This window comes from Clostridium sp. ZS2-4 (genome assembly GCF_026719745.1).
Classification (GTDB): domain Bacteria; phylum Bacillota; class Clostridia; order Clostridiales; family Clostridiaceae; genus Clostridium_H.
This window is the reverse complement of record NZ_JAPPRQ010000134.1, coordinates 1-13,365: the sequence shown is the minus strand read 5'-3', so window position 1 is coordinate 13,365 and position 13,365 is coordinate 1. Positions and strand designations below refer to the sequence as shown.

Genomic DNA, 13,365 nt, shown 5'->3' with positions numbered 1-13,365 from the left:
AATTATCACCTAAAATCAACTAAAGTTTTAAAGGATATAATACATCCTTTATAGTTATTACTATCATAAGAAGAAGTAGTAGCGCAAATCCAATTGTATTAATCATACCAATCTTATCTTTATCTACATCTTTTCTTGTTATTATCTGATATAATGAAACAAAAATCCAGAATCCATCTAATGCAGGAAATGGTAATAAGTTAAAAATCCCTAACTGTACGCTAATAAATGCTGAAAAAGCAACTAAATTTATTAATCCTGCCTTTGATACAGCCCAAGTAATTCTCAAGATTGTAACTGGCCCACCTATATCATCTTTAGATGCTTTACCTTTGAAAATCATTCCAAAAGATAAAATCGTCTGCTTAATTGTAGAACCTGTTTTCTGAATTCCATATTGAATTGATTGGACAATACTTGGCTTTTCTACAACAGTAGAAGCCACTCCAACCATGTAAGTATTAGTTTCTTTGTTTTTTACTGGGGTTAAAGCAACAAATTTCTTCTCTTCATTTCTTTGTATTGTTATCTTGAGGGGTGCTCCCTTTGTCATAGCCACCTGGGCTATAAAATCATCCCAAGTAGAAATTTTCGAATCATTAACTTCTAATATCTTATCTCCTGGTTGTATTCCTGCTTGCATAGCTGGACTTTGTGGCACAACTTCACTTACAACTGGTATTAAATATCCACTTAGAAAACTTACAGCTGCAAATAGCAGTATTGCTAAAATGAAGTTCATTATAGGACCAGCAGCTACAATACTTAATCTCTGAATAGGTGATTTATTTGAAAAAGATCTTTCATCTGAAGATACATCCTCTTCCCCTAACATTTTTACATATCCACCTATTGGTACTGCTCTAAAAGAATATAAAGTTTCCTTACCATTGATTCCAAAAAGTTTTGGACCCATGCCTATTGCAAATTCTTCCACTTTAACGCCATTAAGCTTCGCCAAGGTAAAATGTCCCAGCTCATGAATTATAACTAAAATACTAAAAGCTATAGCAACTATAAATATATTCCATATTATATGCAATAATTTCCCCTCCTTTAAAACTTATATTTATTTTGAATGAATCGTCTAATTTTATTCTCAGTATTTAATATTACTTCCAAATCTATATTCTTTTCATTTTGAAATTTATTCATACATTCTTCTATAATATCAATTATCATCAGATATCCTATTTTCTTTTGTAAAAACAGTTCTACAGCTTCTTCATTTGCAGCATTAAAGACAGTAGGCATAATACCACCTTCACTTCCTGCATCATAAGCTAATTTTAGCCCTTTAAAATTTACCATATCAGGTTTTTCAAATGTTAATTTTCCAATTTTATAAAAGTCAAGTTTATCAATTAAACTTTCTTTACGGTTAGGATAATTAAGCGCATATTGTATTGGTAAAATCATATTGGGGCTGGAAAGCTGAGCTATTATACTAGAATCTTTATATTCTACCATTGAATGGATTATACTTTCTGGATGTATTACAACATCAATATCTTTATATGATAAATCAAATAACCAATGTGCTTCTATAACTTCAAGGCCCTTATTTACAAGGGTTGACGAATCTATAGATATTTTTTTACCCATACTCCAATTAGGATGTTTTACAGCTTTTTTTGGTGTAATATCTACTAATTCACATCTTTTTTTACCTCTAAAAGGTCCACCAGACGCAGTCAGAATAATTTTATTAACTGTTTGTATTTTATTTCCTTGGAGACACTGAAAAATAGCACTATGCTCTGAATCAACTGGTATAATATTAACTTTATATTTTTTAGCTTCTTTCATTACTATTTCCCCACCAGTAACTAGAGTTTCTTTATTAGCTAAAGCAATGTCCTTACCCGCTCTTATGGCATTCAATGTTGGTACTAATCCAACCATTCCAACTACTGAGGTTACTACAATTTCTACTTCTGGTAAAACAGCTATTGCAGATAATCCTTCAATTCCTTCAAAGATATCAATCTTTATATTTTGATTTTTACAATATTCTCTAACTTTTTCACAAGTTAATTTGTCAACAATGCAAGCACATTTAGGATTGAAATTTTTTATTATATTTATAATTTTCTCATAGCTCTTATTTGCTGAAAAAGCAAAAAGCTTAAATCTCTCACTTTCATTTTTTATGACTTCCAGGGTCTGAGTTCCAATAGAACCAGTAGCACCTAAAATACTTATGTTTTTCACTTAAGTCACTCCTATCTTAACCACCTTTGCTTATGCTGAAAATATTATTTTTTTTGTTGTAATAATATAAAGTGGTGCCATAAACAATCCAATAATTCCAAAAATTTTAATTCCAATATATATTGATAAAATCAGAATCAGAGGATGAATTTCAAATTTTTTACTTACAAATTTTGCTTCTGAAACTTGCCTTATTACTTGAAGAAAAATATATAAAATTATCAATCCAATAGCAATTATATTATTTTTAAGGATAAAATTATATATTATTAAAGGAATAAAGACTAGTATTGTGCCAATATAAGGTATTATATCCAAAACACCACAGAGTATTGATAAAAATAGTGCATTATTAACCTTTAATATAATAAATCCAATCAAAGTTTCCAAAGTTGTTAATAGTATTAAAATCAACTCAATTTTAAATATATTATTTATTTCATTAAATTTTACTTTAAGTATGCAAACATCACCTTTTGGAAAAAGTTTTTCAATCGTATTAACTATAACATATTTATCTACTAAAATAAAGTAAACAGCAATATTGCTTATAAAATACGCAAATATACCATTTGTAGTATATACTGCTCCTTTTTTCAGGTAACCATTTCTTGCAATATTAGAGTAAATATTTTTAATATTCTCATCTAATTTTAATAAATCAAATTGAAAGAAATCATTTAAATTTGAACTAATATTATCAAGTTGATTGATGATATTAGAATAATTATTTAATGCTATTGCATAAAGTTTATCAAAAAGTATTTTACCAGTATAATATGCTGTGAAAAATAAAATTAGGTTAACAAAAAGTATACTCAATACTGCATTTACATTTTCATTGAAAATTCTATATTTACACAGCAAATCATAAATTGGTTTACATATGAAAGTTATAAAAATTATAATAAAAAAAGGTTTGAAATAATTTTTTATTATATACGTTGAACTAATAAAAATTAATAATATTACCATGCAGCAAATTAATTTATAATATATTTTTTGATTGTTCTCCACCCATTACATCCCCATAAAGATTGTTATGTAATAATATACTACAGCAGATGCAAAAAGTATGCTATCAAATCTATCTAAAATACCTCCATGTCCTGGAATAAGGTTACTAAAATCTTTAACTCCTACATGTCTTTTTATTGAAGATGCCACTAAATCTCCAAATTGACAAAACACACCACAAAAAATACCTATTAAAAAAAAGTTATATAATGGTATACTGTATCTTGCTTTTAAAGCTAATAGTCCATATATTCCACATGCAACAGTACTTCCTAGCAATCCACCTATTGAACCTTCAATAGTCTTCTTTGGACTTACCTTTGGACATAATTTATTTTTACCAAAATATTTTCCAACATAATATGCAGTTGTATCACACATCCATGCGGAAATGAATATCAACCAAATTAAATATTGTCCATACTGTTTTTGACTAACTAACACTATAAAACTAAAAAACACTGAAACATAAAAGAAACCAAATATAGTGATAGATACATCTATAAAATTATACTTTTCATTAAATATTGGTATACAAAGCATTATTAGAATTATACTTACTACTGTTAAAAATAAAGCTTTATAATCCATTGAATGTTTTCCTATAATTAAAATGTAATATACAATACATAATATGTAGGCACATATGCTTAAGGGCTTAATACTTTTATTTTTTATAATACTAAAAAACTCATACATTCCTAATAGTGAAAGAGTCATAGCAATATATTTTAGATATATTCCACCAACAAACAATACTACCACTAGTGGAGACAAAAGCAGTGCTCCTAAATACCTTTTATCCATAAATTCACCTCTATTTTATTCCTCCGTAACGTCTATCTCTATTTTGATAGTCATAAATAGCTTTTTGTAAATCTTCTCTTTTGAAATCAGGCCATTTTATATCTGTATACCAAAATTCAGAATATGCACACTGCCATAACATGAAATTACTCAACCTTTGCTCGCCAGCTGTTCTGATAATTATATCCGGGTCTGGCATATTAGTTGTATACAAATGCTTAGCTATGACTTTTTCATTAATTTCCTTATAAGTTACTTTATTTTCTTTTAGTTCATCTATAATTTTTTTCACAGCATACAATATCTCATCTCTTCCACCATAATTTATAGCTAAATTTAAAATCAAACCAGTATTGTTTTTAGTTATTTCATAAGCGTTGTTTAATTCATTTTGACATATTTGTGGAAGTTTTGATATATCACCAATATTATTAACTACTACTCCTTGTGAGTTTAATTCTGCTAATTCTTTTTTTAAATATTCAACTAAAAGTTTCATTAATGTATTAACTTCTTCAGCAGGTCTTTTCCAATTTTCTGTTGAAAAAGCATACAAAGTTAGATAATGTATCCCTAATCTACTGCATTCCTTAACCACTTCTCTTATAGTTTCTACCCCTGCTTTATGCCCAAAACTCCTTGGAAGTTTTTTTTCTTTAGCCCATCTGCCATTTCCATCCATTATAATTGCAATGTGTTTTGGTATGTTGTTCATATCTAGATTTATTTTTTTGTCTTTTTTATATACATTTTTTTTAAAACCAAAAAAATTCATCATTAGCTTGCTCCATTTCAAATTTATTTGTTAAAGTATTTAAAATACCTGCGATTCAGCAGGTATTTTAAATTTAAATATAAAATTATACAGCCATAACTTCCTTTTCTTTATTATTAACAATTTCATCTATTATTTTAATATGTTTATCAGTTATTTTTTGAATATTCTCTTCTGTGCTTATAGCTTCATCCTCAGTAATATGGTTATCTTTCTTTAAGTTTTTCACTTTATCGTTACAATCTCTTCTTATAGATCTTATAGCTACTTTTGCATCTTCACCATTCTTTTTAACTTTTTTCACTATTTCTTTTCTTGTTTCTTCAGTTAATTCAGGAATTAATAACCTAATTACTGAACCATCATTAGATGGATTTAACCCTAAGTCTGATTGCAATATTGCTTTTTCAATATTCTTTAAAGAATTTTTATCCCATGGTTGAATTAATAATACTCTTGGCTCTGGAGATGAAACATTTGCTAATTGATTAATTGGAGTTTCAGTTCCATAATATTCTATAGATATTCTGTCAAGCATTGCTGGATTAGCTTTACCTGCTTTCATAGAAGCAAGATCTTTCTTCAAAACTAAAATTGTTTTATCCATTTTTTCTTCTGCTGTTTTTAAAATCTCTTTTACCATAATATAACGCCTCCATTCTATTTTGATACTATAGTACCAATTTTTTCACCCATGATTACTTTTTTAATGTTGCTAGGCTTATCAAGTCCAAAAACTATAATTGGGATATTATTATCCATACATAGTGATGTAGCTGTTGAATCCATAACTTGTAACCCTTTTTCTAATACTTCTATATATGTAAGTTTATCAAACTTTTTAGCATCAGCATATTTATAAGGATCTTTATCATATACACCATCTACTTTTTTTGCTAATAAAATTGCATCTGCTTCTATTTCAGCAGCTCTTAAAGCAGCTGTTGTATCCGTAGAAAAATATGGATTACCTGTACCTGCTGCAAAAATAACTACTCTTTTCTTTTCAAGATGTCTCATAGCCTTTCTTCTAATAAATGGTTCAGCAACTTCTCTCATTTCGATAGCTGTTTGTACTCTAGTATTAATACCTATACTTTCTAAAGAATCTTGAAGAGCTAATGCATTTATACATGTAGCAAGCATACCCATATAATCAGCAGTAGTTCTGTCCATATCATCGCCATTTCTTCCACGCCAGATATTTCCTCCACCTACTACTGCACCTACTTCAATTCCCATATCTACTAGTTCTTTTATTTCTTCTGCAATTCTTTTTGTAACATTAAAGTCGATACCAAAACCCTGTTCTCCATTAAGTGCTTCACCTGATAGTTTAAGCATTATTCTCTTATATTTTGATGAATTCATATTATTATTATACCTCCAAAATACCAAAAATTACACATTTTTTTGGTTATTTTATTTCTAGTGCTTTAAAAAAAGAGAACACTAGGTGTTCTCTTTATTTACTTTTATTCATTATTTTTTTTCCATTTGTTTTTTTACTTCTTCAGCAAAGTTTTCTTCTTTCTTTTCTATTCCTTCGCCTCTTTCAAATCTAACAAAGTTAACAAGTGTTATAGGAGCTCCTACTTCTTTAGATTTTTCAGCTAATAATTTACTTATTGTATAATCAGGATTTTTCACCCAAACTTGATCAATTAAGCAAACTTCTTTAAGGTATTTCTTAATTCTACCTTCAACCATTTTTTCAACTATATTTTCTGGTTTTCCCTCATTTAAAGCTTGAACTCTATATATTTCTCTTTCTTTGTCAAGCACTTCATGATCAACACTATTTTCATCTAGGAATAGTGGATTTGCTGCTGCAACTTGCATCGCAAGATCTTTAGCAAGTTGTGGTAAAACATCATTATTTTCTTTTTCACAAGCTAAAGCTACTAATACACCAATTTTTCCGCCAGCGTGTATATAACTATTTATAGCTCCGCTTTCAACTGAAAGTTTTTGAAATCTTCTTATGTTCATATTTTCACCAATTTTTGCAATTAGCTCAGTTAATGCATCTTTTATAGAAACATTTTCATTTCCTATGTATTTAGCTTCTAGTAATGCTTCAACGCTTTCTACTTCTGTAGTAGCTATTTGTTTTGCTACAGTGTTTGCGAACTCAATAAAACTTTCATTTACTGCAACGAAGTCTGTTTCACAGTTAACTTCTAATACAACAGCAGTTTTTCCATTTTCTGCTATATAAGTTGTAACTATTCCTTCAGCAGCAATTCTTCCAGCCTTTTTAGCAGCTGAAGCTAATCCTTTTTCTCTTAAAAATTCTACAGCTTTTTCTACATCTCCGTTAGTTTCAGTTAAAGCTTTTTTGCAGTCCATCATTCCTGCACCAGTTTTTTCTCTTAGCTCTTTAACCAACTTTGCACTTATCATGATTATTCCTCCTATCAAGTTGTTTTTATGATTATTCAGCTAGTTGCTCACCTTGATTTCCTTCTATAATAGCATCAGCTACTTTAGAAGTTAATAATCTTACCGCTCTAATAGCATCATCATTAGCAGGTATAACAAAATCTACTTCATCTGGATCACAGTTTGTATCAACTATTGCCACAACAGGTATTCCTAACACCTTAGCTTCTGCTATAGCATTCTTTTCTTTTCTTGGATCCACTACAAACATAGCTCCTATTTTATCAGATACCATATTTTTAATTCCACCAAGGTTTTTTTCTAACTTTTCTTTTTCATTTCTTAATTTTATAACTTCCTTTTTAGGAAGAACTTCAAATGTTCCATCTTGTTCCATAGTTTCAAGTTGTTCTAATCTCTTAATTCTAGTTTTTATAGTTTTGAAGTTTGTAAGCATTCCACCTAACCATCTATTGTTAACATAATGCATTCCTGATCTTATACTTTCTTCTTGAATAGCTTCTTGAGCTTGTTTTTTAGTACCTACAAATAGAACTTCTTTTCCATCTTCTACAACACTCTTAATGAAATCATAAGCTTCTTCTACTTTTTTTACAGTTTTTTGTAGGTCGATGATGTATATACCATTTCTTTCTGTAAATATGTATGGAGCCATTTTAGGATTCCATCTTCTTGTTTGATGTCCGAAATGAACACCTGCTTCTAATAATTGTTTCATTGAAATTACTGACATTAATATTCCCTCCTAATGGTTTTTACCTCCATTACTCTTATGTTATGAAAAACCTTTGTTTCAAAGGCACCAGCTCATAAATTAAGTAATGTGTGTTTTTCTTCCTTATGTAGTATATCATATCAATTGTAGCCATTCAATAAAAAAAACAAAAAACTTGTAATTAATTTTACATAAATAGCGAATAGGAAGTAATTCTCCTATTCGCTATTTATTATTCCTATTTTATTTTTTTTAATTCATCTAATAACTTTTCATTTAGAATCTTGATATGAGTACCCTTCATCCCCAAAGATCTTGATTCAATAACCCCAGCACTTTCAAATTTTCTTAAGGCATTAACAATTACAGATCTAGTAATTCCAACTTTATCTGCAATCTTTGAAGCAACTAATAATCCTTCATTACCATCTAATTCATTGAAAACATGTTCTACAGCTTCAAGTTCTGAATATGATAATGTACCAATAGCTAATTGAACAACAGCTTTCTTTCTTGCTTCTTCTTCTAATTCATCATTTTTTGATCTTAAAATTTCGAGTCCAACAATAGTTGCACTGTACTCTGCTAAAACTAAATCTTCATCTGTGAAATCTTCTTCAAATCTTGTAATCATAAGTGTACCTAATCTTTCTCTATTTCCAATTATAGGTACTATCGTTGAAAGTTTTCCTTCTATTTCTGCTGGTTTAGTTTCATCAAAAGAAGCTCCTTCACTAAGTATATTAGCGATAGTTTCATTAATGTTTAATAATTTAGTATTAAAATACTCTGGGAATTTCTTTTCGTTTAAAACTTTCTGTTTTATACTTTCGCATTCGAACCCATTATAGAATTTATATCCTAATATTTTTGCTTTTCTACTTATTATATAAACATTGCATTCTAACACTTCACTAAGTGAAGCACATATATCATCGAATACAACTGGTTCAGCCCCTGTTTTTTGTAGTATCTTATTTAACATTCGTATTTTACTTAATAATTCTGAAGACATTTGTTTCTCTCCTTCTTAATGCATTTTAATTAATCGCTTGAGGAATTTCACAAGCATTGTTTCACCTAACTTTTAATGCGTTAGATTTTTATATTTTCCTCCACTACGGCATAATATCATTACACACACATAACGTCAAACACCATAGGTAGGTTTTTAACATGCTTTATATTGAAAAAATAAAACAATTTAATATATTTCAGCAAGTATCTAAACTTAATATCATGATTACTAAACAACCTATAGATTTTATAAATATACTTGCTAATAATAATCTTCCAGATGCTATCAACATTTTTAATTCTGGAATTATTTAAGTAGTACAGTTATAACAATTTTGAATTTTTGTTTTTTTAAAAATATTTTGAATTATCCCGACCACTCTAATTATATTAACATAGTGTTTCCTACATTTCAACTGTGTTTTATTAAATTCGACAGTTATTTTAACATTTGATAATTATAAAAAAATATTAACTCATATTTTTTAGTTTAAGAATTCTATAATGTAATTTTATGCTTACATTCTTTATTAGAACATTCAATATAATCACCTTTTGATTTACTATACTTCTTAACCATAAAATTTCCACACTCTGGACACTTTGTTTCTACAGGCTCAAACCAGCTTACAAATGTACATTCTGGATAGTTACTGCACCCAAAAAATTTCCTACCTTTTTTACTTTTTCTTAGTAAGATTTTACCACTACATAACGGACAAGGAACATCTAATTCTTCAACTATTGGTTTTGTATTTTTACATTCTGGATATCCAGGGCATGCAAGGAAATCTCCGTATCTTCCATGCTTAATAACCATATTTCTACCACATTTATCACATTTTATATCTGTTTCTTTATCTTCTATAGTTATTTTTGCAATTTCCTTTTCTGCTATCCCTATAGCCTCTTCAAGAGGAGTAAAGAACTCTTTAACGGTATCTTTCCAATTTTCTTTTCCTTCTTCAATGCTATCTAATTTATTTTCCATTTCAGCAGTAAATTCTACATCAACAATTTGCTTAAAAAATTCGCTTACAATATTATTAACTATAAAACCTAGTTCTGTTGGAATTAGAGTTTTCTTTTCACGTTCTACATATTTCCGATCAAGTAAAGTTGAGACTATTGGTGCATAGGTACTAGGTCTTCCTATACCATTCTCTTCTAATGTTTTTACTAAAGAAGCTTCTGAAAATCTTGCTGGGGGTTGAGTAAAATGTTGAATTCCTTGTATTTTACTTTTTAATAATTCTTGTTTTTCAGCTAATTGCGGCAATTTAGCAGTAGTATTATCTTCTTCTGTTTCATATTTATATAGCTTCATAAATCCATCAAATGCTATACTAGAACCACTAGCTTTCAAATTATATATTCCATTTTTTATTGTAACGGATATAGTATCCATTATACATTCTGACATCTGACTTGCTACAAACCTCTTCCAAATCAAATCATATACTTTGTACTGATCAGGTTTCAAACTACCTCTTATTTTTTCAGGATCAAGTTCAACATCTGTGGGTCTGATAGCTTCATGAGCATCCTGTATATTTTTTTTACTTTTAAAATCTCTACTATTTTTTGGTATATATTCTTCTCCAAATTTGTTAGTAACATATCTTCTTGCATTTTCTTGTGCATCTTTAGATATCCTAACAGAATCTGTTCTCATATAGGTTATTAAACCTACAGTCCCAACATTTTTAATATCAATACCTTCATATAACTGTTGAGCGACAGACATAGATTTTTTTGTTGAATAATTTAGTTTTTTATATGAATCCTGTTGAAAAGTACTGGTTGTAAATGGTGGTAACGGTTTTCGGGTTTTTTTAGACTTTTTTATCTCTTTTACAATATATTTATTTTTATTTAATTCTTCAATAATTCTATTACTTTCCTCTTCATTATTAATCTCCACTTTTGTCTTATCTTTTGAAACTAACTTTACAGTAAAAGCTTTACTGTTTTTTTCTTTTTTTAAATCACATTCTATTGTCCAATATTCCTTCGGCTGAAAACTTTTAACTTCATCTTCTCTATTACATATCATCTTAAGAGCTACAGATTGCACTCTACCAGCACTTAATCCCCATTTTACCTTTCTCCAAAGTATTGGACTTATTTTGTATCCCACCAGTCTATCCAAAACTCTTCTTGCTTGTTGGGCATCAACTACATTTAATTTTAATTTTCTTGGTTCTTTAATTGCAGCTTTTATAGCATTTTTAGTTATTTCATTAAATTCTATCCTACATTTTTCATCTTTATCTAACTTTAATGTTTCTGCTAGATGCCAGGAAATTGCCTCTCCTTCTCTATCAGGGTCTGTTGCAAGAAATATTTTTTCACTTTTTTTAGCTTGTTTTCTTAAATCATTTAGCAACTCCCCTTTTCCTCTAATAGTTATGTATTTGGGAGTGAAATTATTTTCTATATCAACACCTAATTGACTTTTAGGCAAATCTCTAACATGCCCCATAGATGCTTTCACAACATAATTTTTTCCTAAATATTTTCCTATAGTCTTTGCTTTAGCTGGAGATTCAACTATAACTAGCTTCTGACCCATATTATCCCCTCCAATAATTCTAGTCTATTATAATTATGTAAAATTATATTTATATTATTATATTAACTTTAAAATTTTTTAATATTCCCAACATATTAGTTAAACTAAATACTAGTTTGCTTTTTAGCTACAATTCAAATAATACCTCACAAAATTGTTATATGTCAATCTTTGTTACTTTACTTTAGGAATTTCACATAAGAATTTCAATGAAAATTTCAATGAAAATTTCATTTTTACTGAAACCTTTTTTTTTATGATTATCAAAAGAACGCGTAGACTTATAAGCCTGCCGATAGACAAAATAGTTAAAAAAGTTATTTTAATTTCGCTAAAAAAATTCATATTTTACTATTTTAACTTTTTAAATAAATTCTTTAAAATCAACGAACTATGGCCATCCAAACTTTTTAAGTGCTAAAGTATTTACTTGACTTCTATTTTATTTTAAAATTATATCATTAGTATACTATATTTACAAAGACCTTATGGCCTTTCTTAATTTGGGGTAGTAAGAAATTTATACTTCAAAGATTGGTATTATCTATTATTTATTTAGTTAAATTTTTTTAATATTTCTCACATAATAATTGCCGCTTAAACACATTATTTCATCATTTAATTGAAGATTTAATAATATTTCATATACTTTTTTTATGTTAAGATTTGTTAATCTTAATATGTCATCAATATGTATTGGAGTAGCTGTTATCTGTTTATATACTACTTTTTCTACATTATTCATTATCAATTTCTTAATTTCAGTTTCCTTTATACTTTTTATATGGAGTAATTCATATATGTCCTTAATATTTGTTAATACATAAGCTCCATCCTTAATTAATTGATTAGCTCCTACACTTTCAGTAGAAAAAATATTTCCTGGTACAGCAATTACATCTTTACCTTGTTCCAATGCTGCTCCAGCAGTTATTAATGATCCACTTTTTTTACCAGCTTCTACTACAATAACTATATTACTTAGTCCACTTATTATTCTGTTTCTAATAGGGAAATTATATGAATAAGGCTTTGTGCCTGGAATAAATTGAGATAATATACATCCATCTTTTAAAATTTCATTATATAAGCTTGAATTTTCTTTTGGATAAATTATATCTAGCCCTGATCCCAAAACAGCACAAGTATAGCCTTTTTTCTCAATACACTTTGAATGTGCTATTGAATCTATTCCCCTAGCCATACCACTTATAATATTAACATTATTATAACATAGGCTTTCCGTTATCATATTACTTATATTTATGCCATAACTAGTACATTTTCTTGAACCAACTATTGCTACATTATATTTTTCATTTAATTTTTTAATGTTTCCTTTATAAAATAACATATAAGGTACGTCCTCGTAAACTTTTAAACTCTCAGGATATAATTCATCTGTAATTACTACTGTATTAATTTCATATTTTTCTAATTTTTCTTTCATTAAATTTATTTTTTCAATATCCCAGTTATCTTTTAAAACATTTAATATCTTTATATCTATTAAATTACTGTTTCTATTGCATATACTTTCATACCAGAGTGTTTCAACATTTTTAAAGTTTGCTAAAAGTTTTCTTTTTACAGAATACGATAAATTGCTCATAGCAAACCATAGTTCATAATCATTCATACTATCTTCTCCCTCTATAATCTTTAAATTTCTTTAATATATAGGTTTAAATAATTATTCTACACATTAGAACTTAACTCAACTTTCGCACTTGTATTTTAAGGCGTTAGCCTGTGTTTTCAGTATTTCTAGCATAAAAAATAGAAGAACATTCCTCCATTTGGTATAATTGAATCACGACAAACAACGACCAAGAAAGG

Annotated in this window: 13 protein-coding genes; 1 reads left to right on the top strand and 12 read right to left on the bottom strand. The window is 28.2% G+C overall.

Features of this window, described 5'->3' with window-relative positions:
• Window positions 1–19 precede the first annotated feature (19 nt).
• The 10 genes from rseP to codY all read right to left on the bottom strand — a co-directional run bounded on the left by rseP (window position 20) and on the right by codY (window position 8,949).
• Complete coding sequence (gene rseP / locus OIO11_RS15840; protein ID WP_268072472.1) at window positions 20–1,024, bottom strand: RIP metalloprotease RseP; 1,005 nt, start codon at window positions 1,022–1,024, stop codon at window positions 20–22.
• 32 nt (window positions 1,025–1,056) lie between these two features.
• A complete protein-coding gene (gene dxr / locus OIO11_RS15835) occupies window positions 1,057–2,214 on the bottom strand; it encodes a 1-deoxy-D-xylulose-5-phosphate reductoisomerase (protein WP_268072411.1) in 1,158 nt (385 codons plus the stop codon).
• 30 nt (window positions 2,215–2,244) lie between these two features.
• Window positions 2,245–3,189: an AI-2E family transporter gene (locus OIO11_RS15830; RefSeq protein ID WP_268072471.1), complete on the bottom strand. Its 945-nt coding sequence runs from the start codon at window positions 3,187–3,189 to the stop codon at window positions 2,245–2,247.
• Between the two features lie 45 nt (window positions 3,190–3,234).
• Window positions 3,235–4,038: a phosphatidate cytidylyltransferase gene (locus tag OIO11_RS15825; RefSeq protein ID WP_268072410.1), complete on the bottom strand. Its 804-nt coding sequence runs from the start codon at window positions 4,036–4,038 to the stop codon at window positions 3,235–3,237.
• A gap of 10 nt (window positions 4,039–4,048) precedes the next feature.
• The gene (locus tag OIO11_RS15820; RefSeq protein WP_268072409.1) at window positions 4,049–4,816 is read right to left on the bottom strand and encodes an isoprenyl transferase; all 768 of its coding nucleotides are present in this window, start codon (window positions 4,814–4,816) and stop codon (window positions 4,049–4,051) included.
• A gap of 82 nt (window positions 4,817–4,898) precedes the next feature.
• Window positions 4,899–5,456 (bottom strand): ribosome recycling factor, encoded by a 558-nt coding sequence (gene frr, locus OIO11_RS15815; RefSeq protein WP_268072408.1) that lies wholly within the window; start codon window positions 5,454–5,456, stop codon window positions 4,899–4,901.
• A 17-nt stretch (window positions 5,457–5,473) separates the two neighbouring features.
• A complete protein-coding gene (pyrH, locus tag OIO11_RS15810) occupies window positions 5,474–6,184 on the bottom strand; it encodes a UMP kinase (protein ID WP_268072407.1) in 711 nt (236 codons plus the stop codon).
• A 111-nt stretch (window positions 6,185–6,295) separates the two neighbouring features.
• Window positions 6,296–7,219: a translation elongation factor Ts gene (gene tsf / locus OIO11_RS15805; protein WP_268072406.1), complete on the bottom strand. Its 924-nt coding sequence runs from the start codon at window positions 7,217–7,219 to the stop codon at window positions 6,296–6,298.
• A 31-nt stretch (window positions 7,220–7,250) separates the two neighbouring features.
• Window positions 7,251–7,952, bottom strand: coding sequence for a 30S ribosomal protein S2 (rpsB, locus tag OIO11_RS15800; protein WP_268072405.1), 702 nt, complete (start codon window positions 7,950–7,952; stop codon window positions 7,251–7,253).
• A gap of 220 nt (window positions 7,953–8,172) precedes the next feature.
• Window positions 8,173–8,949, bottom strand: a complete 777-nt coding sequence (gene codY / locus OIO11_RS15795; RefSeq protein ID WP_268072404.1) for a GTP-sensing pleiotropic transcriptional regulator CodY — start codon at window positions 8,947–8,949, stop codon at window positions 8,173–8,175.
• A gap of 161 nt (window positions 8,950–9,110) precedes the next feature.
• Between codY and OIO11_RS15790 the strand changes: the two genes are divergently transcribed.
• Window positions 9,111–9,266, top strand: a complete 156-nt coding sequence (locus OIO11_RS15790) for a hypothetical protein (protein WP_268072403.1) — start codon at window positions 9,111–9,113, stop codon at window positions 9,264–9,266.
• A 184-nt stretch (window positions 9,267–9,450) separates the two neighbouring features.
• Here OIO11_RS15790 and topA read toward each other — a convergent pair whose 3' ends face one another.
• On the bottom strand, window positions 9,451–11,526 hold the full coding sequence (topA, locus tag OIO11_RS15785) for a type I DNA topoisomerase (RefSeq protein ID WP_268072402.1): 2,076 nt from the start codon (window positions 11,524–11,526) through the stop codon (window positions 9,451–9,453).
• A 559-nt stretch (window positions 11,527–12,085) separates the two neighbouring features.
• Complete coding sequence (dprA, locus tag OIO11_RS15780) at window positions 12,086–13,165, bottom strand: DNA-processing protein DprA (protein ID WP_268072401.1); 1,080 nt, start codon at window positions 13,163–13,165, stop codon at window positions 12,086–12,088.
• Between the last annotated feature and the right edge of the window lie 200 nt (window positions 13,166–13,365).